The sequence below is a fragment of the Tenacibaculum jejuense genome (assembly GCF_900198195.1).
In the GTDB taxonomy this organism is placed as follows: Bacteria; Bacteroidota; Bacteroidia; order Flavobacteriales; family Flavobacteriaceae; genus Polaribacter; species Polaribacter jejuensis.
Genome location: NZ_LT899436.1, coordinates 2,791,472 through 2,815,548, shown reverse-complemented (window position 1 = coordinate 2,815,548; position 24,077 = coordinate 2,791,472). Strand labels below are relative to the sequence as shown.

17 protein-coding genes are annotated in these 24,077 nt (G+C 30.3%); 9 read left to right on the top strand and 8 right to left on the bottom strand.

The genetic code is table 11. The features are described from left to right. The first annotated feature begins 4 nt into the window (after positions 1–4). From AQ1685_RS12520 to AQ1685_RS12500, 5 genes are all read left to right on the top strand, one after another. The gene (locus tag AQ1685_RS12520) at positions 5–4,678 is read left to right on the top strand and encodes a DUF6443 domain-containing protein (protein WP_157730211.1); all 4,674 of its coding nucleotides are present in this window, start codon (positions 5–7) and stop codon (positions 4,676–4,678) included. A 71-nt stretch (positions 4,679–4,749) separates the two neighbouring features. Then, positions 4,750–5,430: a hypothetical protein gene (locus AQ1685_RS12515; protein WP_157730210.1), complete on the top strand. Its 681-nt coding sequence runs from the start codon at positions 4,750–4,752 to the stop codon at positions 5,428–5,430. Positions 5,431–5,548: 118 nt separating this feature from the next. Further along, positions 5,549–5,719, top strand: a complete 171-nt coding sequence (locus AQ1685_RS12510) for a hypothetical protein (protein WP_157730209.1) — start codon at positions 5,549–5,551, stop codon at positions 5,717–5,719. A 2-nt stretch (positions 5,720–5,721) separates the two neighbouring features. Continuing rightward, entirely contained in the window at positions 5,722–6,252 is a 531-nt protein-coding gene (locus AQ1685_RS12505) for a hypothetical protein (RefSeq protein ID WP_095072636.1), read from the top strand. Between the two features lie 47 nt (positions 6,253–6,299). Beyond that, a complete protein-coding gene (locus AQ1685_RS12500; RefSeq protein WP_157730208.1) occupies positions 6,300–6,635 on the top strand; it encodes a hypothetical protein in 336 nt (111 codons plus the stop codon). Positions 6,636–6,930: 295 nt separating this feature from the next. Here the strand turns inward: AQ1685_RS12500 and AQ1685_RS12495 are convergent, their stop codons facing one another. The 3 genes from AQ1685_RS12495 to mnmE all read right to left on the bottom strand — a co-directional run bounded on the left by AQ1685_RS12495 (position 6,931) and on the right by mnmE (position 9,072). Next, positions 6,931–7,236, bottom strand: a complete 306-nt coding sequence (locus tag AQ1685_RS12495) for a type II toxin-antitoxin system RelE/ParE family toxin (protein WP_095072632.1) — start codon at positions 7,234–7,236, stop codon at positions 6,931–6,933. Continuing rightward, positions 7,236–7,478: a type II toxin-antitoxin system ParD family antitoxin gene (locus AQ1685_RS12490; protein WP_095072630.1), complete on the bottom strand. Its 243-nt coding sequence runs from the start codon at positions 7,476–7,478 to the stop codon at positions 7,236–7,238. Before AQ1685_RS12490 ends, AQ1685_RS12495 begins: the two co-directional genes overlap by 1 nt. 193 nt (positions 7,479–7,671) lie before the next feature. Beyond that, positions 7,672–9,072: a tRNA uridine-5-carboxymethylaminomethyl(34) synthesis GTPase MnmE gene (gene mnmE, locus AQ1685_RS12485; protein WP_095072628.1), complete on the bottom strand. Its 1,401-nt coding sequence runs from the start codon at positions 9,070–9,072 to the stop codon at positions 7,672–7,674. A gap of 246 nt (positions 9,073–9,318) precedes the next feature. Here mnmE and AQ1685_RS12480 point away from each other — a divergent pair, with 246 nt between their 5' ends. After that, complete coding sequence (locus AQ1685_RS12480; protein ID WP_095075069.1) at positions 9,319–9,657, top strand: DUF4870 domain-containing protein; 339 nt, start codon at positions 9,319–9,321, stop codon at positions 9,655–9,657. 46 nt (positions 9,658–9,703) lie between these two features. Here the strand turns inward: AQ1685_RS12480 and AQ1685_RS12475 are convergent, their stop codons facing one another. From AQ1685_RS12475 to miaE, 4 genes are all read right to left on the bottom strand, one after another. After that, the gene (locus AQ1685_RS12475) at positions 9,704–9,907 is read right to left on the bottom strand and encodes a hypothetical protein (RefSeq protein ID WP_095072626.1); all 204 of its coding nucleotides are present in this window, start codon (positions 9,905–9,907) and stop codon (positions 9,704–9,706) included. A gap of 88 nt (positions 9,908–9,995) precedes the next feature. Then, positions 9,996–10,484, bottom strand: coding sequence for a CAP domain-containing protein (locus tag AQ1685_RS12470; protein ID WP_095072624.1), 489 nt, complete (start codon positions 10,482–10,484; stop codon positions 9,996–9,998). Positions 10,485–10,504: 20 nt separating this feature from the next. Continuing rightward, complete coding sequence (locus AQ1685_RS12465; protein WP_095072622.1) at positions 10,505–10,942, bottom strand: DUF4268 domain-containing protein; 438 nt, start codon at positions 10,940–10,942, stop codon at positions 10,505–10,507. Between the two features lie 58 nt (positions 10,943–11,000). After that, positions 11,001–11,582 (bottom strand): tRNA-(ms[2]io[6]A)-hydroxylase, encoded by a 582-nt coding sequence (miaE, locus tag AQ1685_RS12460; protein WP_095072620.1) that lies wholly within the window; start codon positions 11,580–11,582, stop codon positions 11,001–11,003. Between the two features lie 196 nt (positions 11,583–11,778). Between miaE and AQ1685_RS12455 the strand changes: the two genes are divergently transcribed. Both AQ1685_RS12455 and AQ1685_RS12450 read left to right on the top strand, forming a co-directional pair. Then, entirely contained in the window at positions 11,779–13,380 is a 1,602-nt protein-coding gene (locus AQ1685_RS12455) for a toxin-antitoxin system YwqK family antitoxin (protein ID WP_095072618.1), read from the top strand. Positions 13,381–13,806: 426 nt separating this feature from the next. Continuing rightward, positions 13,807–19,314, top strand: coding sequence for an alpha-2-macroglobulin family protein (locus tag AQ1685_RS12450; protein WP_095072617.1), 5,508 nt, complete (start codon positions 13,807–13,809; stop codon positions 19,312–19,314). 72 nt (positions 19,315–19,386) lie between these two features. Here the strand turns inward: AQ1685_RS12450 and AQ1685_RS12445 are convergent, their stop codons facing one another. After that, positions 19,387–22,434 (bottom strand): GEVED domain-containing protein, encoded by a 3,048-nt coding sequence (locus AQ1685_RS12445; RefSeq protein WP_095072615.1) that lies wholly within the window; start codon positions 22,432–22,434, stop codon positions 19,387–19,389. A 319-nt stretch (positions 22,435–22,753) separates the two neighbouring features. Between AQ1685_RS12445 and AQ1685_RS12440 the strand changes: the two genes are divergently transcribed. Beyond that, positions 22,754–24,064, top strand: a complete 1,311-nt coding sequence (locus AQ1685_RS12440; RefSeq protein WP_095072613.1) for a short-chain dehydrogenase — start codon at positions 22,754–22,756, stop codon at positions 24,062–24,064. Positions 24,065–24,077 lie beyond the last annotated feature (13 nt).

Here is a 24,077-nt window from a genome sequence, read left to right as displayed (position 1 = left end):
GAAAATGAAAAAGTTATTATATATACTAGGTTTAGTAGTGCCTATGTTTGTATTCTCCCAGAATACTAATGAGAACTATGTGCTTACAAAAACATACAAAGAAGCCAGAACTACACCACTTAATGGTCATGATAAGAATAAAGTGATGACTAATATTCAGTATTTTGATGGTCTAGGAAGACTAAAACAAAGTATTGCATTAGAAGCAGGTGGAAAAACACTTTCAAATAATAATCTACCGATAGATTGGACATCAGGAAATACAGGTTCTACAGGTTTTTATAATAGAAATGGATCAGATTCAGAAAATCGCATCATCTCAGGAACAACTCCATTTGGTGGAACAGATTTATTATGGGAATGTATACCAGATGCCACAAGTAACGCAGATGGCGGTTGGAATACAGATTATTTTCCTGTAGATAACACCAAAACCTATCGTTATACTATTTGGGTTAAGAAAAACAAAGTGGGCGGTGTCGCTCAAGGTAGAACATACCATGGTACTCGTAACGTAAATAACTTAAATGGAACAGTTAATAACAATCCGTATTTTAAGCATATTTTATTACCTCAAGCAAATACTTGGTATTTACTAGTAGGTATAGTTCATCCTTATAATTACAAAGGAGGATATACAGGAGTGAGTGGAGTTTATGATGTAAATGGAAACAAAATTTCAAATGGTACAGAATTTACATGGAGACCAGATACTAAAACAACTCAATTAAGAAGTTATTTATATTATACTACAGACACCAGTGTTCGTCAATACTTTTGGAGTCCATTATTTCAAGAAATAGACGGAAGTGAAACATCGTTAAATGCTATTGTAAATCGACCAACGACTTTAGTCGGTGAAGAGCAGACTAAAGATATCATCACTCATGTTTCTTATGATGCTTTAGGAAGACAAACCAAAGAGTATTTACCATTTACAAGTGGATCTAATAATGCGAATTTACGAACAGGAGATGTGGGGTTAGCAACGCAAACATACTATGGTCAGAAATATGCGAAGGATTTTGCAGGAGTAACAATTCCGGTGGAAATTAATGCCTATTCAGAAAAGAGTTTTGATAACTCACCGTTAAATAGAGTATTAGAACAAGCTGCACCAGGATCAGATTGGAAATTAGGGAACAATCACGAAATTCGATTTGATTATCAAACTAATGGTAACAGAGATGTAAGAGCTTATTATGTAACAACTAGTTTTTCAAATAATACTTATACTCCAACATTACAATTAAACACATCTAGTAGTAATAATAGTGGTTATTATAAAGCTGGTGAATTGTATAAAACTATAACGAAAGATGAAAACTGGACATCTGGTTTAGATCACACTACAGAAGAGTTTAAAAATAAGCAAGGACAAGTCGTATTGAAACGTACGTACAATAATAGTCAGCGACACGATACATATTATGTATATGATGATTTTGGTAATTTAACTTATGTAATTCCACCAAAGTCTGAAGGAACAGTAAGTAAACCTACTAGTACAAAATTAAACGAGCTATGTTATCAATACAAATATGATTACAGAAATCGTTTGGTAGAAAAGAAAATCCCTGGTAAAGGTTGGGAATACATCGTTTATGATAGATTAGATCGTCCTGTGATGACACAAGACGCCAATTTAAAAGCAAAAAAACAATGGTTATTTACAAAGTATGATAAATTGGGAAGAGTAGTATATACAGGTATTTACTATGATTCAGGAGGTAGAAGTAGAACTACTCATCAAGTAATTGTAGATAATTATTTAGCAGGTAATACAACCAGATATTTTGAGGATAAAACAAATTCCAAAAATTATAATGGTGTATCTGTATTTTATTCAAATAAAGGTTATCCGAACTCTTATCATTTGACTACACAAACAATAAACTACTACGATACTTATGTAGATTTACCAAGTGGATTATCAAATACAGTAACAACAAGTTACGGACAAACATCAACTAGTAGAACTAAAGGTTTAGCTACAGTAACTAAAGTACGTGTTTTAGGAACCAATAATTGGATTACTACCGTAAGCTATTATGATGAAAAAGCACGTCCAATTTATGTGTATAGTAAAAATGATTATTTGAATACAATTGATATTGTAGAAAGTAAGTTAGATGATTTTACAGGAAAAGTGTTAGAGACCAAAACGACACATAAGAAAACAGGAAAGACTGATATTATTACAGTAGATCGTTTTGAATACGATCATATGGATCGTTTAGTGAGTCAAAACCAACAGGTAAACAATCAAACTTCAGAACGAATTGTAAAAAATAATTATGATGATTTAGGGCAATTAGAAAGTAAACTCGTAGGAAATGGAACAAAAGTAGGTTATAAAGATGTTACTAGTGGACTTTCTATAAGTAATAATATCATTACCAAGACAGGAGCTATAGGCTGGTCTCACGCATTGGCTACTCAAGGAAGTATAAATGGAGATGGATATGTTGAGTTTATATCAGAAGCTAATGGGAAATATTATATGGCAGGTTTATCTAGTGATAATACAAACTCTCATTTTAGTACTATTGATTTTGCGATTTATGTTTTAAATAATTCAAGGATTTTTATTTACGAATCAGGTAGTAATAAAGGTCAAAAAACGACACATAAAAAAGGAGATATTTTAAGGGTTGAACGAATAGGAGATCAAGTTCACTATAAGAAAAATGGAGAAACCTTTTATATCTCAGAAAAAAGATCATCAGGTTCTTTATTAGGAGATATTTCTATGTATCATAACGGAGCTAAAATCAAAGACTTTAAGATTGTAGACAACAGTAAAGGACTACAAAAAGTTGATTACAAGTACAATGTACGCGGATGGTTAACAAATATTAACGAAGATGTGCATAATGACAATGATTTGTTTAACTTTAGCATAAAGTATAACGATTCAGATGTGGAATTAAGCAAACGCTTATATAATGGAAATATCGCCCAAACTCGTTGGCAAACAGAGAATGTAGATAAAACTACAAAAACTTACAATTACTCTTATGATGCATTAAATAGGATTACAAATGCAATAGGTGTTGAAACACCTTATTATGATCTTTTTGGTGTGAGCTATGATAAAAATGGAAATATATTGAAATTACATAGACATGGTTACCAAGAAAATGGAGTTGATTATAATATGGATAGACTTACCTATGGTTATTTTAATTATAGCAACAAATTGAAAACGGTTTCAGATGCAGGAAATAAAGTCTATGGTTTCAAAGATGGTACAAATACTACTGATGATTATGCTTACGATGCCAATGGAAACATGATAATTGATAAGAATAAGAAAATCACTAACATTAGATACAATCATTTAAACTTACCCATATCTGTAAGTTTTGAAGATGATAGCAGTATAAGTTATAAATATGATGCTTCTGGTGTTAAACTTTATAAACAATCTGTTAATGAAACTACAGGAGAAGAAAGCTTTACTAGTTATGCTGGGAATTATATATATGAAAGAGATAAATTACAATTCTTTAACCACCCAGAAGGATATGTAAAAGCAAATGTCACATCGAGCGGAGTCGAGATGGATTACGTATACCAATACAAAGATCATTTAGGGAATGTTCGTTTATCATATACCGACAATAATGGAGATGGTAACATTACCCAAAATGAAATTATAGAAGAATCTAATTATTATCCTTTTGGACTCAAACATAAAGGATATAATAACAATGTTTCGAGTCTTGGAAATAGTACTGCGCAGAAGTTTGGGTATAATGGAATTGAGTACAATGAAAGCTTAGGTCTTAATCTTCATGAAATGGATGTGCGTAGTTATGATCCTGCAATAGCTCGTTGGACAGGTATTGACCCTGTTATACATTATGATTATTCACCCTATCAAGCTTTTGATAACAATCCTGTATATTGGTCTGATCCAAGTGGTGCAGATTCAGAATCAGAGCATGATAAGTGGGTAGCAAATGTCGAAGCTGGTTGGAGAGCTGTAGATAATGGTGCTTCTGCTCATGAAGCGTTTGGAAATGGAGCTAGTAATGAAGAGCAGGGAAATAATTCTGAGAATGAATGGTTAGATCTCACCAAAAATAAATTACTTGATATAACTAGGGAATTAACCGGTATAACGGCAGATAATTCTGATGGAAAACTTAATGATATTGCAGGTGATATTTTTGAACAAGCTTATCATGAATTTGCTAATGCAAGGATAATAGGTTATCATGCTTCAATAGATTTAAATTTAAGAGGTGTTAAAGTACCTGATGGTAAATCTTCTGCAAAATTTATAATAAGAGAAAGCTGGCTTCGTGTTAGAGGTACTTTGGTTCCAGATGCTACATGGCATGAGGTTAAAGCAAAAAATAGTAGGACTAAGATTAAATTAGGTACAAGAGAAGGTTCTCAAATGATGGGATTTGCAGAACAATTAGTTAAATCTAACCCACCAATGGCAAAACGAGGTTATTTGGCTTTAGTTTACGCAACAACGTCTGATACTAAAATTTCACCTAAACTCAGAGGTATAATTAAGTTAAGACATAATATAAAGGTCACTCAATTCATAGCGCAATACAGAAAATCAAAATCAGGATACGAAGTAAGATGGATAGATCAAAAGCGTGGTGGTAGATATGGAGCTGGCTCTAAAAATGGTGTAATTTTAAAATACTAATAATGATAAGATTTTTTCTATATATTATATCTATCAATTGTATGTTTGCTCAGAATAAAATCAATAAAAATATGAGAAAATTGAGTAAAAAAGAGTATGCTGATTTGCTCTCTAAACATTCATGTGTAAAACTTAATAATGCAAATGCTAGTTGGGAAGAGTTTTCATCTCCAAAAGTTTATTTTGAATGCGATGGAAACTTTTATATCAAGGAGGATAACTTAAAAAATGAACTTTATCTTTTTGAAAACAGAAAAACTTTTTTGGAAAGTTTGGAGTTAGATGAGCAAGAAAATATTTTTAGTCCACTTAAGGATAAGAACTACTTGATTACTAATATTGATAAGCACAAAGAAAGTATAATTAAAAATTTCTTAAAGGAAATTAACTATAATAGGGTTAATAATAATTTAAAGGAGATTGATTTACATGAGTTAAATATAAAAATTAATGAGTATTCTAGTTTAGAGGATCTATATAAAAAATATTATCTAAATTTTATTGTCTTTTTGGGGGAGTTAGTAAGAGAAAAAAAACAAGGGAATTGGGAATATAAAACTAATATAAGTAAGCCGACAGAGTTAATTCCTTATTTTATTGATTCTTCAAATAAAAACTATGAGTTTTTAATTAATGTCTTTTTGGTTAAAGAAATATCAAGATCAATAAGAGAAGAGAAAGAATTTGATTTATTTAGAATTTTAAGATTATTAGAAATAGATTGGAATAATTTCAGAGTAGGTAATGAGTGATGAAGTCCCCGCTAGCGCCCGAATCCTTTCGGGTGCCAAGCAAGAGTAATTAAAAACAATAATAAATAATATTAACCACAACATTTTTATAAGTGTTGTGGTTTTGTAATTGTGTTTATTGGATAAGTTTATAATCACTCGATACAGTCGAGCGATAGCGAAACAAGTAAAACTTATAGAAGGAACTAATAATGAAAAAATGTTAGTTACTGAAGCGAATGGGAATTTTATTACTATTCTCAATAAGACTTCAAATAATTGGTATAATAAAGAAAAGGCAACCATGTAATTATGGAAATATTTAAAGATTTAAAAAATCAGAAAGTAGAAAGATTGTATCTTGTGGTTTGGCCTCCATTAGGAGAGGAAAAAGAATTAGATATTGATATATCTTTTGGTTTAGTATTATATAAATACTCAGATCATTTAACTATTATTACTACGGATAAAGAGGATATGTGGACACCTCGTATTCAAACTCAGAAAATACCTCTAAAAGTATATTCTTGGTCATCATTTAGATCAAGAATGGATGCTTGGATAAATTTAGAATGTGAAGATGATTTAGAAACGGAGTACTACGAAGTAACAAATGTTTCAGAATTTTCTACTATAGTTAATTCTAGAATAGAGTCTCTTGAATTAATAGGAGTAAAGAATAACCCAGAGCCATTTGGAGTAAAAGTAAAGTTTAAAAATGATTATATTTTATCGACTCCAATATCAGATGGAAATACAATTGAGACTTCTTTGTTTAATAAGAACAATAATCTTTCTAATTTTGAGAGTTTAGGAAGTATAGAATCCAAGGTAATATATTAAAATGAGTAGTTTATTTACAGTTTCCGTGATAAAATTCTTGCTCGCGCTTGAATCCTTTTGGGGCACATATTAGGTCATTAATTATGTTTTTAACAAAAGAAGAATTAGAGTTAAAATATTCAAAAGCTAAGAATGCTTTTGAAAAGTGTATAAATTATGAAGAAAATGAATACTTAAGTGATGAGATTGGTTTTTCAGTAAAGGATATTATAGTCAAATATGATTCTGTCAAGATAGAATATTCATATAGTTCAGGTATTTGTCTTACTTCAATAAAAGTTTTACTATTATCAGAAAAAAATGAAAGAATAGGAACTTTTACACTTGTGGAAGACGACAATGAAGATATAATTGATGATATATTAGTTTTTACTTCTAGCTAACTGACCCTCGCTAGCGCTCGAACCCTTTCGGGTGCCAAGCTAGAGTAAGCAAGATCAGTAATTAAACATACTAACCACAACATTTTTATAAGTGTTGTGGTTTTTTTATAGTTTTAAAAGATAATAGTTCTACAAGCAATCGATAAAATCGAGGGCTAACTTGTGATTTAGAAAAGAAAGAACACTCAATAATTTTACTTCCCAATACAGAAAGTAATAAGTCGAGTAAGTATAGTACTTTCTGGACATACAGGTGGAGTATAGGTGTTAGATTTTGTTTTCCTTTGTTTGATTTTTAAAGATATTTTATAAACCTTGGTAAATCTCTACTTTGATGTAAAACTCTTAAAATATCTATTTTTGTTTCAGTTATTTTATTGAGAATCAAATGTTCTTTGTGGACGAAACTGTACACGACAAATTTAATTTCAGATCTATCTTTTCCAATATGAGGATATTCACATAGATTGAAAAAGGTATTTTCTAATTCATTCAAATATTTAATTGCAATATCTAAACCAAAATTATCTTGAGAATAGTCAAAAATATCTTCTAAATCAAATTGAGCTTCTTTTCTTAATTGATAATTAAGTTTTGACATTATTGCTTTTCTTTAATCTTGGCTTCAATAATGTCTTGAACAGATTTTTCACTAACATCACTATCAAGACCTTTTTGAACAGCCATTCTTAAATAGTTTAATTTAGAGTTATTAGCTTGGTCTTTTCTTATTAAATCTCTAATATATTCACTATCGTTAGTGTAATCCCCACCTTCTATTTGTGATTTAATCCAAGCATCTTGTTGTTTTGTAAATGTAATTGATTTTCTTACTGTAGCCATATTGCATCATTTTTATTACTATTGATGCAATTTATAAAAAATCATTTTGATCTCAAAATTAAACTGTTTTTTGAGGTTGATTTAATATTGAACATAAACATGAACCGATTAAATTATTGAATTGGCTCATAATATGTTTTCCTATATTTTCTCCTTTTAGCAAAGAGTAAACAAAGTAATAGTAAAGGAAAATCTATTTCCCAATACAAAAGTTAGAGAAAATATGGCCTAAAATATCTTTATCTACGTCATACTCACCAGTAATATTTCCTAAATGACGTAAACACTCGCGGATGTCGATAGCAAATAAATCAGAAGAGATACCAAGTTCTATTCCATTATCAACAGATTGAATACTTTCTAAAGCATTATTTAAAGCCTCAAAATGACGAGAATTTGTCACAATAGTTTCATTATTACTTAAAGCTCCAGTATTCACTAAAGAAGTCAATTCACTTTTTAAAGAATCTACACCTATTTTCTGCTTTGCAGATAATAATAAAGCTTGCGGAAGAGTAGTTTTAATTTGTTCTAAAGCAGTTTCAGATAAATTATCGATTTTATTCGCAATTAAAAGTAAACGTTTATGTTCAAAACGATCTTTAATTTGTGAAATCTCTTCTATAATATCCGAAGAGTTATTGTGAATCTTTTCAGCATTTACTAAAAAGATCACAAGCTGTGCTTTATCGGCTTTTTCATAAGCCTTTTGTATACCGATACTTTCTACCACATCTTCAGTTTCACGAATTCCTGCAGTATCAATAAAACGAAAAGCTACACCATCAATAATCATTTCATCTTCAATAGCATCACGTGTAGTTCCAGCAATATCAGAAACAATAGCTTTTTCCTCGTTTAATAAAGCATTTAAAAGTGTCGATTTCCCAACGTTTGGCTCACCAATAATAGCAACCGGAATTCCATTTTTCATGGCATTACCAAAAGCAAAACTATCAATTAAACGTTTTAAAACTGATGTAATTTTAGTCACCAATTCACGGAATTTTGTGCGATCTGCAAACTCAACGTCTTCTCCAGAAAAATCCAATTCTAATTCAATTAAAGCAGCAAAATCTAAAAGTTGGCCGCGTAAATCTTTCAATTCATTGGTAATTCCACCACGCATTTGCTGAATAGCCATTTGATGCGAAGCTTCAGAATTAGAAGCAATCACATCTGCCACAGCTTCAGCCTGACTTAAATCCATTTTACCATTCAAAAAAGCACGCATGGTAAATTCACCATTATCGGCCATTCTACATCCGTTGCTTAAAAATAGTTGTAAAATTTCTTGTTGAATGAATACAGAACCATGGCAAGAAATTTCTACTACATTTTCACCAGTATACGAATTTGGATTTTTAAAAATAGAAACCAAAACTTCATCTATAATCTTTCCCTTATTAGTAATATGACCTAAATGAATCGTATGTGTTTTTTGATCTAATAACGATTTGTTTTTTTTAACTGAAGTAAAAAATTGATTTACAATTTCAATAGACTTTTCACCAGAAAGTCGAATTACAGAAATGGCTCCAACTCCTGAAGGAGTAGCTAAGGCAACAATTGTATCGTTAATTAGTGTTTGCAAAACGTATTTTTTATGCAAATATACTACAGTTCAATACAATTTTAAATTGAAGATTTCTTAGAAATATAATTTTCACATGATTCCAAATTTATTTTGGAATTATGTCACTAGAGGAAATAGTAGTTTACAAAGAAAACCAGAAACGATTTCAGTTTGCTATCAGTATGTTATATTACATATAATCATATGATTTTTTGTAACAAAACGATAAACCTTACGTCTAACATATGTAAACAACAACAAAAAATGCAGAGAAATAAAGAATTATTAGCAATTACACATTTAAGTCAGTTATTAGATCTATTAACCGTTATAGGAGGTTTTGTAACACCTTTAATTATTTGGATTCTTAAAAAGGACGAAGTTGAAGGAATGGATGAGCATGGTAAGTCGATTCTTAACTTTAGAATTTCGATGTTTATTTATGCGTTATTGTGTGTGCCGTTAATTTTATTTTTTGGGTTAGGAATTTTAGGTCTTATTTTTTTAGGAATAATTTATTTTATTTTCCCAATTATAAACGCAATTAAAGCTACTAATGGAGAAGCTCCTAATTATCCATTAAGTATTAGATTTCTAGAATAAAAAATATTAAATAGAAATAAAAGTCTTCAGTTTACTGAAGACTTTTTTATTGACTTATAATTCTGTCGTATGCACTTGCAAATGCTTTAATTCCTTTTTTAGTAAGAGCAGCACTTATCATCGAAAATAAAAGCTGAATATAATATTTGGTATGATCTGTTTTTATTCCAGAACTCAACATAGAAAATACAGCTTTATCAAAAACCCAAGAATTAAAAATAATAAGTAGTCCATGAATTTTTAACTTCAATTGTTTTCAATGAGTTCTCAAGCTTAAAACAATTTATGAGAAAAGCTGCGAATATTGTAAACGTAAATTAGAGCTGAAAGCAGGATAATTATCTTCTAATAAAGATGTTGGTGTAATACCAAGCTCCATTTTTATTTTGCTTTGCAGTGATATTAAAATGTGTGAAATTTCCCTCAATATTTCTACGATGCCCATCACTATTTATCCATGCGTTAACTAGAGATTGGGCATTATTATATCCAAAAGCTACGTTTTCTGCTGTACTTCTAGCATCCGCATTTTGCTGTAAGAAATCACTACGATCACTAAAATTATCATGTGAAATATCACCTTTACCTATCATGTAATCGGTGTGAGCTTCTGTTTGTGTTTTTATAATATCTAAAACAGCTAACTCAGCTAAACCATTATCGGTTCTATGTTTATTTAGTAAGTTTAGAATTTGAGTTTCGTAATCAACTTCATTCGTTGGATTTTCAAGGTTTTCATCTCCATTAGTGTCAATGTTTTCTTCGTTAGAACTACAAGAAAAAATAGCTAAACAACAAATAAAGAATAATGATTTAATTAATTTCATAAGGGGATAATAAGTTATGATTAAATGGCTTGTTTTATAAAATCTTCATATTCATAATAAAACAATTCAAACTGAGTCATTGTTTCTACAAAAAATTCGTAACAATCACGCCAAGTATTTTTGTTATGAATACTAAATTTCTTTTCATGTAAAACGTATATTCTGTGAATATATTTTCCGCTTTCTAATTGAAAAGCGTTGTCAAAAATAACTTCAGGTAAATATTCCGTTTCTAATATTTTTCTTAATGCTAGTAACTGATCATATAACAATTCGTTAGCAACTTCTTCAGGATGTTCAAAATCTAAACATACAAAAGCTTTTTTTCGATCAGCTTGAAATTTAAATGCAAATCCTTTGATTTTTGTATTGTATAATAACCATTTTCTAGGAAACGATTTTCCAAAGCTCGTCCAGAATTCTTTTCTAATTTTTGCAGATTCTTCCTTACTAAACATTTATTTCAGTTGTCAGTTATCAGTTGTCAGTTGTCTTTATGATTGATATTGAATAATTCTACCCGTGAACTTTAGCAGAAGTACCTCTGTTTTTCATCATTAGGGCTTCAAAAGCAAGTAGATCTCCCCATTTATGATTAACAATATCTTTGTCCATATACTTTCTTGCATAGCCTAAAAATAAAGTATAATGATTTGCTTCAGAAATCATTAAATCTTTATAGAACTGAGACAATTGTTCGTCTTCCATATTGTCTGAAAAAACTTTAAAACGCTCACAGCTTCTTGCTTCAATTAAAGCAGCAACTAACAATCTGTGAACTAGAGCCTCTGTACGATCTTGAGTCTTAGGGAAAAAACCTTGTAATTGTAAAGCATAATCATTTTTTGTAGCCTGACCTAAAACCATTCCTCTTTCAACCATTAAATTATGTACCATTCTAAAATGTTCCATTTCTTCAATAGCAATATCACTCATATCCTTTACTAATTCAGTTTCCTCAGAATAGTTAATAATGATAGATACAGCATTACTAGCCGCTTTTTGTTCAGCAAAAGCATGATCTGTTAAAAGTTGTTGTAAACCACTTTTAGCTACATCGACCCATGAAGTTTCTGTTTCAAATTGTAATCCTAACATATAAATTTAAGTGTGCATATTATTTACAGTACAAATTTAGCAAAAGCGTGAACGAATATAAGCTAGTTAAGACCAAATTTTTAATTACACCTTGATTTTATATTTTGTGTAGTTAATTTTGAGTATAAATAATTTAAATTCTATTAATTATTGCATGATGTATAAAATTGTGATTTGTTTACTTGTAATTTTTACTATGAATTCTTGTACTCAAGAAAATAAAAAGGAATTTTATGATAATGGTCAGCTTAAAGAGTCTGGAAAAATAATAAACAATAAGAAAGAAGGAGTTTGGAAAGAATTTTACAAAGAGGGTGAAGTTAAAGCGATATTACATTATGAAAACGGACTTCGTTCAGGTGATTTTACTGTGTTTCATCAGAATGGTGTAGTCGCTAAAAAAGGAAAGTTGATTAAAGATACTATTCCTATTGGTAAATGGCAGTGGTTTTATGAAAATAAGCAACTCAAAAAGGAAGGTGTTTTAGATAATAAAGGAAATCAATTTGGAGAATGGAAGGCTTATCATAAAAATGGATTACCAATGATTATAGCGAATTTTCCAACAGGTAAAGAGGTACGATATTTTGATGATGGTGTTACCATTGAAGAAAAAGGTTTTTATAAAAATGGAAAAAAAGATAGTATTTGGCAAACATTTTATAGAAGTGGAACACCTAGATTTATAAAAACATATAAAAATGGTTTAAAACATGGTGTTGCTAAGAGTTTTTTTAAGAATGGAAGGTTAGATCAAAAGGGTTTTTGGTTTGAAGGAGAAGCAGAAGGAGAATGGGAAGAATTTGAAAAAGAAGGTTATTTAAAAAGACGTTATCTGTACAAGAAAGGAGAAGAAGTATGGATAAAAGATTACACAAAAGAAGGTGTTTTGGAGATTGAAAAAAAGTTTATCAAAATATTAGGTGATTCCATAGTTGAAACATTTCATAGTTATTATACTACAGATAAATTACTTGCAGAAAAAGGATTTACAAAAGAAGGTTATTTATTTTATAACGAGTTTTATGAGAATGGTAAAGTAAAGGTTACTGCAAATCAAATATCAAATGGAAATTATCGTCATAACACCTATCATGAAAATGGTCAAATTAAATCTAGCTTTATTTATGAAGAATACAAAGAAGGATTTAGAAATGATGACGAATATTTTAACAAATTAACCAATGGAAATTGGAAAGAATTTCACGAAAATGGTACTATAGCAGAAGAATTTTCAACAAAAAATGGAATAATTGTCGGCACACACAAAATATTTTATGCCAATAACAAGCTTAAAAAAGTTATAAATTATAATGACGAAGGGGATGAGGTTGGAGAAAAAATTTCCTTTCATAAAAATGGAAATAAGACAAGTTACACGCATTATGATGAAAATGGAAAAAAGGATATGACCAAAACTTTTTTTGAAAATGGTAATATTTCTGAAGAGCTAACTTTAAAAAATGGTGTCATGTTAATTTTTAAGGAGTACTATAATACAAAAGATAATAAGCTGAAATCAATCAGTTATTATGATGAAAGAGGGAATGGAAATAAGACAAGTTACACGCATTATGATGAAAATGGGAAAAAGGATATGACCAAAACTTTTTTCGAAAATGGAAATATTTCTAAAGAAGAAATCCTAAAAAGTGGTGTCTTGGTAACTATTAAAGAATATTATCATAATACAAAGGATATTAAGTTACGATCAATCACTTATTATGATGAAAAAGGTGAATATAAAACTGCCGAGTATTATGATGAAGACGGTACTAAGTTAAAAAGGAAAAATTAAATCAAGAAAATAAGCTTAATAAACAAAGACGTATTTTTTTTGATTTTGTAGTAATACAAATTTAGTAAATCTGTAGACGAATAGAGAACAAGAATCCACGAATTTAGAAAACTCTAATTAATATTATAAACGTTTTATTAGTTTTGAAGGAATTTTGAACACAAATAAAATATTTAGAATTTTGATTTTTAGTTTTTTAACTTGTTTTGATCAGAAACAGACTTATGAAAGTAATTTTAAGTGTATGATTGTATGTTTTTAGTCTCTTTGAGATGATTCAACAATTATTAATATAGAAATTACGGCTAACATAAGTTTATATACAGTTAACTCATCGAAACATTCAATTTACGAATTCTAAAATCTTTTTCACCTCTATTTTATTAACTTTGAATATCAGTTAACTAGAAAAAAATTGTAAAAAACATGACCAAAAAAATCTCATCTTACTTGTTGATTCTTATTGTTTTAGTAACAGCATGTAAAAAGAAAACAGAAACTAAAGAAAGCGATGTAACAAGTTTTACCGAATACATTAGTGTTTATCCAGAAAAAATGATTTCTGTTTTACCTAAGTTAGACTTTTACCTGAACAAAACAGTAGATGTACAAGAAATTGGGGATGATGTAATTACAATGAGTCCGAAAGTAAAAGGAAAAATAGAACTTAATAATACTATTTTGTCCTTTGTTCCAGAAACAAAATTAGAAAGTAATAAAGAATACTCAATTACAGTTCATTTAGATAAATTATACACTAACGTAGATAAATCGCTACAGGATTTTACAGTAGCCTTAAAAACAAAACCTTTACAATTTAGTATCGCATTACAAGCACCTTCTATTTACAACAAAGATTGGTATTATATTGAAGGAAGTTTAACTTCTAGCGATGTAATTGAAGGAAAAAAAATAACAGAATTAGTAAAAGCAAATTACAACGGAAAAGAAAAGAATATCAAGTTTGATATCACTTCAGATACTTATACAAATGCGGTACGATTTAAAATTGATAGTTTACAACGTTTTCCTGATGATAAGACTGTAAAAGTAAATTGGAACGGTGAAATTGTTAATTCAAGTTCTAAAGGAGAACGTGAAATGGTCATTACAGGAAAATCAAATTTTAAAGTATTGTCGTTTGATGTTTTTAATGACAACAAGCAAAGAATAGATATTAACTTTTCAGATCCAATTAACAAAAGTCAAAATTTAAAGGGATTAATTCAGTTTGTAAATACTCAAAAACAAAATTTCACAACCAAAATAAAGAACAACGTTATCAGTGTATATCCAAAAGCTTCTATTCGTAATAAAGTAGATATTGAGGTTTTTAAAGGCATAAAAAATACTGAAGGTTATACTTTAAAAAATAATGTCGTTAGAACTTTATATTTTGAACAATTAAAACCAGAATTAAGTTTCATTAAAAGTGGAACTATTTTACCTAATTCTGATAATTTAAAAATTAACTTTAAAGCTGTAAACTTAAAAGCTGTAGATGCGACTGTTTATAAAATTTATAAGAATAACGTTCTTCAATTTTTACAAAACAACAACTTAAATAATCAAGGTAATATTCGTTATGTAGGAAGACCAACTGCAAAATATACAGTGAATTTAGCGAATCAAGGATTACATTTAAGTAAACCAAATGCTTTTGCTGTAGATTTATCTGACTTAGTTACTGTTGAAAATGGAGCGATGTATCGAGTTGAGTTATCGTATCATAAAGAATATTCTAATTATTCTTGTGATGGTGAAGAAAGTAATGCAACTATTGTTTTCGGAAAAAAAGAAGTAGATACACGTAATTACGATCGTGCTGGTTATGGTTATTACTACGATGATTATTACGACGATTACAATTGGAATGAACGCAAAGATCCTTGTAAAAAATCATTTTATAGGAATAAAAAAATAAGCACCAATTTATTAGCTTCTAACTTAGGAGTTATTGTAAAGAAAGGAAATAACGATAATACTTTCGTAGCAGTAACCAATCTTTTAAGTACTCAACCTTCAAACGGTGCTAAAGTCGAATTAATTAATCTGCAACAGCAAATTGTAGTTTCTGCTAAAACAAATGCGGAAGGTGTCGCAATTTTTGATGATGTAAAAGGAGCATATTTTGCAAAAGTATCTGATAATAACAGTACAACTTATGTAAAGTTGAATGATGGAAATTCATTGTCGATGAGTAAGTTCGATGTTTCAGGAGCAAGATTGCAGAAAGGAATTAAAGGATACATTTACGGAGAAAGAGGAGTATGGAGACCAGGTGATAAAATGTTTTTAACTTTTGTGTTGAATGATAAAGCAAATCCAATTCCTGAAAAGCATCCAATTAAATTTGAATTAGTTGATCCGCAAGGAAAAATTACAGATCGAAAAATTGTTCAAAAGAATAATTTAAATGTATACACTTATGCGCCTAAAACAGATGCAGAAGCCATCACTGGAAATTGGAAGTTAAGAGTAAATGTAGGAGCAGCTAAATTCAATAAAGTATTAAAAGTTGAAACGATAAAACCAAATCGTTTAAAAATTAAAGTAAAAACAGAAGACAAGTTTGTAAAATCAGGAAGACCTGTTCATGGTGAGTTAGAGGTAAAATGGTTACATGGAGCTATTGCAAGAGGTTTAAAATATGATATAGAATCTAAGTTTTCGAGAACAACGACTAAATTTCCAAAGTACGATAATTATGTTTTTGATGATGTTACAAGAAGAATAAGAACATCAAATTCAGTAATCGCATCTGGAAATTTAGATAATGAAGGTAAAGTTAGTTTTACTAAAAAAGCAGATTTAGGAACTAGAGTTCCGGGAATGGTTCGTGCTAGTTTTATAACTAAAGTTTATGAAAACGGAGGTGATTTTAGTACAGATGTGTACAGTACCAAAGTTTCACCATACAAATCATATGCAGGACTAAATTTAGCAGAAGAACAACAGTCTAAAAACTATTTATTTACAGATCAAGAATATGCTTTTAATGTAGCATCTGTAAATGAAGAAGGAAAAGGAATTATAAATGATTTAGAAGTAAAAGTTTATAAGTTAAGTTGGAGATGGTGGTGGAGTTCTTCTAGCGACGGATTATCTTATTACGATGGTTCAACTCAACGCGAATATTACGATTCTAAGAATGTACGAACTAGTGCAAATGGTAAAGGAGCTTTCAATTTAAAAATTGATAAAAATGATTGGGGGCGTTATTTAATTAAAGTAAAAGATAAAAAAAGTAAGCATGTTACTTCAGCAGTTGTTTATTTTGATTGGCCTTCTTGGTACGGAGCTAAAAGAGGAAGTCAAGACAAAACAAATGCAACAATGCTTGTGTTTTCAAGTGATAAAGAATCCTATAATGTGAATGAAAACGCTACAGTGAAATTTCCTTCATCAGCAGGTGGTAGAGCTTTAATTACTATTGAAAATGGGACACAAGTTTTAGATCATTTTTGGGTAGAAACAAAAGATAAACAAACAGATTTTAGTTTTCCAGTTTTAAAAACATACACACCAAATGTATTTGTAAATATTTCATTGTTACAACAACATTCTCAGACAAAAAATGATTTGCCAATTCGAATGTATGGAGCTATTCCGATGTTGGTAAAAGATCCTGAAACTAAATTGGAACCAGAAATTCAATTAGCAGATGAATTAAAACCAGAAAGTGTTGCGAAAATTAGAGTTAAAGAGAAGAATGCAAAAGCAATGACTTACACAATTGCTTTAGTTGATGATGGATTATTAGATTTAACTCGATTTAAAACACCAAATCCATGGTCGACATTTTATGCAAGACAATCTTTAGGAGTAAGAACTTGGGATATTTTTGATGATGTTATTGGAGCTTATGGAGGAGAAGTAAATCAGATTTTAAGTATTGGAGGTGATGAAGCTAAAGCAGGAAGTAAAAACAAGAAAGCGAATCGTTTTAAACCGATGGTTTCGTTTTTAGGACCTTTTAAGTTAGGTTCTGGAGAGGTAAAAACTCATGAAATTAAAATTCCGAATTATGTAGGTTCAGTGAGAGCGATGGTTGTTGCATCTAATGGCACTAAAGAAGCTTATGGAAGTGACGAAAAAAATGCTTTTGTACGTAAACCTGTAATGGTATTAGCATCTTTACCGCGTAAAATCACACCAAAAGAAACCGTTACTTTACCAGTAACAGTTTTCGCAATGAAAGAAAATGTAAAGAATGTAAAAGTTACGGTTAAGCCAGATCCTTCATTTAGCATTGAAGGTAAAGCAACACAAACATTACAGTTCAATCAGCCAGATGAAAAAATGGCATATTTTACTCTAAAAGTAAATGATTTTAAAGGTATTGGAAAAGTAAGAGTAGAAGCAAATTCTGGAAGCGAAAAAGCATTTTACGAAGTAGAAATAGATGTCTTAAATCCAAATCCAGTAACTACCGAAATTAAGGAGTTAGTATTAAAATCAGGAGAAGAAAATCAATTAGATTTAGCAACTTTCGGAACAAAAGGAACGAATTCTGCAAGTATAGAATTATCTACATTACCTCCAATGAATTTTACAAGTCGTATGGAGTATTTAATTCGTTATCCTCACGGTTGTGTAGAACAAACGACATCTAGTGTTTTTCCACAGTTATATTTTCCTGAGCTATTTGAATTATCAGGAGAGAAGAAAAAATCAATAGAACGAAATATAAAAGCAGCGATTAATAGATTATCATCATTTCAAAAGTTAAATGGAGGACTTTCATATTGGCCAGGAGGAGTAAGCGCTAATAGTTGGGGAACATCTTATGCAGGTCATTTTTTATTGGAAGCTGAAAAAAGAGGATATGCATTACCAATAGGATTTAAAGCCAAATGGTTAACATATCAGAAGAATGAAGCTAGAAAATGGAGGAAATCTTCAAAATATTACAATAATGAGTTTGCTCAGGCTTATCGTTTATATACGTTGAGTTTATCGAATAGTCCAGATTTAGCATCAATGAATAGATTAAGAGAAACTTCAGGAATATCAAGCTCAACAAAAAGACGTTTAGCAGCTGCTTATGCGTTAATAGGAAAAAAATCTACAGCTGAATCTATTTTAAAATCAATTACAAGTAATGATTATAACAGAAGATATTATTATAATTATGGTTCAGAAATTAGAGATAAAGCAATGTCGTTAGAAACGTATACATTAACAGGAGACGAAGTACAATCGATAAAGTTAGCAAAAGATATTGCCGAAAGTTTATCTAGTGATCGTTGGATGAGTACTCAAACAACTTCATATGGTTTATTGGCGATGGCTCAATATGCATTAAAGAATGGAGAAAATTCAGGTATTAATGCAAATTATACTTGGAATGGAACCCAAACATCAATAAACACAACCAAATCACTATTTGTGAAAGATATGAATTCCTTAAAGAGTAATAATGCACTTGTGATTAATAACAGTTCTGAAAGTCCATTATATGTAAGAGTATACAATAGAGGGATTTTACCAGTAGGAGAGGAGAAAGTTATTCAGAAAAACCTTGATGTAAAAGTAGTTTATAAAAACAAAGAGGGAAATAGAATAGGTGTTGGAAGCTTATCTCAAGGAACAAATTTTGTAGCGGAAATAACTGTTAGGAACACAACAAATGAAACGGTTCAAAATATAGCATTAACACAATTTTTACCATCTGGTTGGGAAGTTGTAAATACTCGTTTTACAGAATTCGGAAGCAATACCACTTCTTCTGCAGTAGATTATACAGATATAAGAGATGCAAGTATTAGCAATTATTTTACACTCTCTGGTTTTAAATCGAAAACATTTAGAGTGTTACTAAATGCATCATATTTAGGAGATTATTATTTGCCTGGAGTACAAGCAGAAGCGATGTATGACAATGATTATATTTCAAGAACAAAAGGGCAATGGATTAAGGTTTTGAAATAGAAAGTTTAGATGATGAAAAATAAAAAGGTCACTCAATTTTGAGTGACCTTTTCTTTTTTAAAGAAGTTTATATTATTTTTTAAGGAAGCGTTTTGTAACAGCTTTACCATCTGAAACAAACTTCACGAAATAAGAACCAGTTGTGAATTGAGAAGTATCTATAGTTGTTTTTTCATTTACTACTTTATCTGAAGCATAAACAACTTGTCCAGTAATAGAATAAATCGTAACCTGACTAAAACTACCGTTTAAAATTTCAATATTTAAACTATTTACAGCTGGATTCGGATAAAGTTTTATATTCTTCAGAGAGTTATTTGTAAAGTCTAATAATTCTTCGCGAGGAGTACTTTCACTTTTCGTATCTGGTACAAAAGGAGTTCTTACATTATCTCCACTAATAGTGATTTGATCAAAATAAACTCTATCAGCATTTCCACTTGCATCACAACGTAAACGGAATCTGTTTGCAGTAGTAAAGTTAAAATTAGCAGCATCTAAAGTGATAATGTCAGTGAAGAATTCTTCATTGTTGTAATCTACACCTACAGTATACTGACCAATTACTTGATAAGAAGTACCGTTGAAGAATTCAACCAAGAAGTTTTCACCAGATTCAAAACTATTAATGAAAGCAAAAAACTCAAAAGTTACTTCGTTATTTCCAGAAAGATCTAATTCAGGAGAAACAGTATTTGAAGTAGAAGTATCGTCTCTTAAACGAACAGAGAAATTTCCATCGTAAGATCTTGCAGAAGTATTTACACGAGCACAATCACTTCCTGGATCACTCCAACCTTCTAGTCCAGTTTCAAAACTAAATCCAGCAATAACACCAGATGATCCTCCTCCGTCGCTTCCAGCTTCTAAGTTTACAGTATAATCCTCAACTTCACCGTAGGTAAAAGTTTCACAAGAAGTAGGAATAGCATTATATTTCATAGAAACTCTCATTCTAACAGAAGTTTGAGCAGTTCCATTAGGAATGGTAAAAGAACCAGAATTAGTAGCATCAGAAGAAGGTGATTTAGACCATACTAGTTCACCAGAATCATCAAAATCTCCATTATTGTTATAATCAATCCAAACTGCATAACCTTCATTATAAACAGTTCCTGTCCAAGTAGGAGTAATAGTTATGGTATAGCTTTGTCCTTCACTTAAATTAGTAGAAATACTAGAAAAATCAGAATATCCTTGTGCTCCAGAATTATTGTTAATCGTATTTAAAGTAACGTTACTTATAAATTCATCACTTACATTATTTCCTGCTGAATCACAATATGGTAACGGACCATTAACAGTAGTAAATACAACATCTACACTTCCCGAATTATTTCCGGCAGCATCTTGTGCAACAATAGCAGCTGTATATTGAGTATTAGGTGATAATCCAGTAACATCAAAAGTCGTATTTGATGAAGTTCCAACTTGATTCCCATCTATAGAAATTAAGTATCTCACTACGGCCACATTATCTGTAGCAGCAGTCCAATTTAATGTAGCGCCACTGGAAGTAATATTAGAAGCTGTTAAGTTTGAAGGATTTGTTGGAGCTTCAGTATCTGGTGGTCCAGCAGGTTGCATTTCAAAAGTACCGATAACACCTTTTCTACCATTATTCATATACTCTGTAATATACCAGAATGTGCTATTATTTGATGGATCTACATCAATTTTACTATAATCACCATAACGTGTACCTGGAATATTTTGATTACCATTTGCAATTAATCCTTCCGCAGCTGTCATTGTACCTAAAGGATCTCCATTTGATCTACCTGTAAAATAAGAACTTACTCTCGTTGTAGTTGTCGTTGTTGGTCCAGATAAAGAAGTATATCCCATACCAATATTTCCACTTGCATCCATGGCTAAACTAGCATTCCAAGCATGTCTTCCATCAGGAGCATTATATGTTCCTTCTTGATACAAAGACCAAGGTTGATTATCACCAGTCTGACGAAATTCCATCCAACGCACACCAGCTAATTTTCCTGAAGAAGCATCAGTGTCTACAACAAAATTAAATACAGCAGAATTATGAGTTGGAAACTTTCTAAACTGAGCTTGATTCATAATTGTCGCTTGTAAAGCATCAATAGTTGCTCCACCGTTTGGTTGAGGTAGATTAGCAAAGCTACCACCATCAAAAACACCAATAAATGGAGTTACAGTAATTTCTTGTGGGTTAGAAACTGTTGAAGCAGAAGTGTTATTCCAGTCAACATCTATAGTCCAAACTTTTACGTGGTCTGTAGAAACTCCAGCCCAGGCATTATCTTGCATATAAACAACAGTTGCACCACCAGTTGCAGGTAAGTTATTGTCGGTTACATTCAATACTTGCGGACTGTAAAAACCACTAGTTCTAATATTTGGTAGATTAAATCCTAAGATACCAGCATTAGTATCTCCTTGTAACATTGCATCTCTTTCTAAAGCCCAAACTCTATTAGAGCTACTGGTGTTATCTGTTAAGTAATAACCATCACTCCAAATAGACAATTTTTGATAATCATTAATTTGATTGATATTATAAATATACCATCCAGCAGTTAAAGGGTTAGGCCCATCAGAAACTGCAATTTGAGCACCACCACCTAAAAATGATAATACCCATCTATCGGCAGCATTATCGTAAGATACAGTCAAATCACAACATCCACCAGATGGGAAAATTGCAGGATTAGGAGCAGTTTCACCCAACAATTCGTTTCCTTGCTTATCATAAATCATAAATCCAGTATTAAATACTACCATAACATGATTAGGACCAACTGCTAAAGAAGGATCGGTAGGTTGTGAACTAGAAGAATAGGTGTCAAATACTAATCCAGCATTTGCCATTTTTCTACTTTGTTCCATAGGGTGTCTGTTTCTTTTAAAAAAGTCGTCTTGTTGTTGAGGATCTTGTCCAGGAATAATAACATTTCCCATAGATCTTTTGTCTTTAGCTTCTTTAGGAACATCAACAAAAGGAACTAAATCTGCAGTTCTAGATATGATTGGAGATACATACTCTACTGAAGAAATTTTTCCGCGATAAAAAGGTTTGTTTTCTTGAGATATTGCCACAATAGACAATAAGAAAAAGACAATGAGTAATTGTTTTTTCATAATGTGAGGGTTTTGAGGTTAATTAATTAACATAAAATTAACGAAATGTTTTTTTAGTATTTTTCTGATTTCCAGTGTTTTTCCTGTTGTTTGTAATTGAGACTTATTTAATTGAGTAGAATTTGATAATTTACTTATAAATCAATATTAGTTATTGTTATATTTCTTCTAAAGAGTAACTAAAGAGTGTTTATCTTGAATTCAAATAATTTTAGAATTACTACAGAAATGAATTGAAAGTATTTGAAAAAAGATTATAAATCGGAAACTTCCTACGATTATAATACATTTGTTCAATCAACTTAAAAACTAAAAATGTATGAAAAAAGTAATGTTTTTATCTATAATGATTTCATTATTTGTGTGCTGTTCAACTCAAGAGAAAACAGATCAGGAATTATTAAAACTAGATAAAAAACAGTTAGAGAAAAGTCTAGATTCATACAAGATATTCCCATACAAATTTGGGAAAATAGCAATACGATCGGCAGTTACAAGAGATACAATTTCTTCAGAATATCAATCTTTTAAAACCTCTTTAGATAAAGTGTCGAAACGATTAATGCGACATGATTTATCAAACCCTGATGAATTATCATTATTAGATTATTTAAGTATATATCGGGATTATAAAAAAATGGAAAATTTCATTATGAAAACAGATGAAGACATGTTTCCAACTGTTGTAGATGCTTTACGAGTTACTTATGGAGATTCTATTCAAAAACAACAACCCTATTTTTTAGGTAAACAAAAGGAATTAGTTCAAAATTTAGAGCATTCTGTTTTAAGTGCAATTGTAATTCTGAGTAAAGATTTAGGTAAAGAAGTATCATTATATGAATGTTCTAAAACAAATCCAGAAATTTTACCAGATTCAGAATTAAAAGCATTACTAAGTTACTTTAGAGGCTTTTTATTTTTTGAAAAGAAACTCTATTATCTTTCTGAAGATGAGATTTCAAGGAATATAACTTGGTTAGATAAAAATCAAAATGTCGATTTACACTATACACGAGCAATGTTTCAATGGGGAAACTTAAATAATCAACAAACTCATTTAGGTTTTCATGCGTTGAATCATTTATTTAGAGGTTTTGACAGATTAATGATGAAACGAGAGATCGATGAAAAACGTGCCTTAGAAGATTTTGAAGCTTTCTTAAATGATGCAAATAAAATCGGACTTAACAACGAAATTACATGGTCTATAGAAACATTTTTATACTTAAAAACTGAAAACAAAGAGAAAGCTGTAGCTTCATTAACCAAATTACAATCTAGTTCTTTACTGTCGACAAAAGAGAAAGAAAAAATTGAAGAATCGATTAATTATATTAAAAATAGAGAATCAGGTAAATTACTTAATGGTGTTTATGATAAATTTTTCTTAAGTAAAATAGCAACCAAATACATGTTCTCTGTTTTATCTCAGGTTGAATGGGAAAAATTACTTAAAGAAAACAACGTGCCTCATACAGAAGAGATGTTTGTTGTTGTAAATAATTTGAAAGAATTCATAGATAAATTAAGTACTTACACATCTGCAGACGGAATTAAAAAAGCAGGAAAAGATTTAAAAGATAAAGGAAAAAACCTTTTAGATAAAGCAAAAAGTTTAATGGAGTAAACTTAACTTTTAG

Excerpts from the sequence above, each read along its gene's own strand:
- AQ1685_RS12520 (WP_157730211.1), top strand. The coding sequence starts at position 5 with ATGAAAAAGTTATTATATATACTAGGTTTAGTAGTGCCTATGTTTGTA.
- AQ1685_RS12515 (WP_157730210.1), top strand. The coding sequence starts at position 4,750 with ATGAGAAAATTGAGTAAAAAAGAGTATGCTGATTTGCTCTCTAAACAT.
- AQ1685_RS12505 (WP_095072636.1), top strand. The coding sequence starts at position 5,722 with ATGGAAATATTTAAAGATTTAAAAAATCAGAAAGTAGAAAGATTGTAT.
- AQ1685_RS12495 (WP_095072632.1), bottom strand. The coding sequence starts at position 7,236 with ATGTCAAAACTTAATTATCAATTAAGAAAAGAAGCTCAATTTGATTTA.
- AQ1685_RS12490 (WP_095072630.1), bottom strand. The coding sequence starts at position 7,478 with ATGGCTACAGTAAGAAAATCAATTACATTTACAAAACAACAAGATGCT.
- AQ1685_RS12480 (WP_095075069.1), top strand. The coding sequence starts at position 9,319 with ATGCAGAGAAATAAAGAATTATTAGCAATTACACATTTAAGTCAGTTA.
- AQ1685_RS12470 (WP_095072624.1), bottom strand. The coding sequence starts at position 10,484 with ATGAAATTAATTAAATCATTATTCTTTATTTGTTGTTTAGCTATTTTT.
- AQ1685_RS12465 (WP_095072622.1), bottom strand. The coding sequence starts at position 10,942 with ATGTTTAGTAAGGAAGAATCTGCAAAAATTAGAAAAGAATTCTGGACG.
- miaE (WP_095072620.1), bottom strand. The coding sequence starts at position 11,582 with ATGTTAGGATTACAATTTGAAACAGAAACTTCATGGGTCGATGTAGCT.
- AQ1685_RS12455 (WP_095072618.1), top strand. The coding sequence starts at position 11,779 with ATGAATTCTTGTACTCAAGAAAATAAAAAGGAATTTTATGATAATGGT.
- AQ1685_RS12450 (WP_095072617.1), top strand. The coding sequence starts at position 13,807 with ATGACCAAAAAAATCTCATCTTACTTGTTGATTCTTATTGTTTTAGTA.
- AQ1685_RS12445 (WP_095072615.1), bottom strand. The coding sequence starts at position 22,434 with ATGAAAAAACAATTACTCATTGTCTTTTTCTTATTGTCTATTGTGGCA.
- AQ1685_RS12440 (WP_095072613.1), top strand. The coding sequence starts at position 22,754 with ATGAAAAAAGTAATGTTTTTATCTATAATGATTTCATTATTTGTGTGC.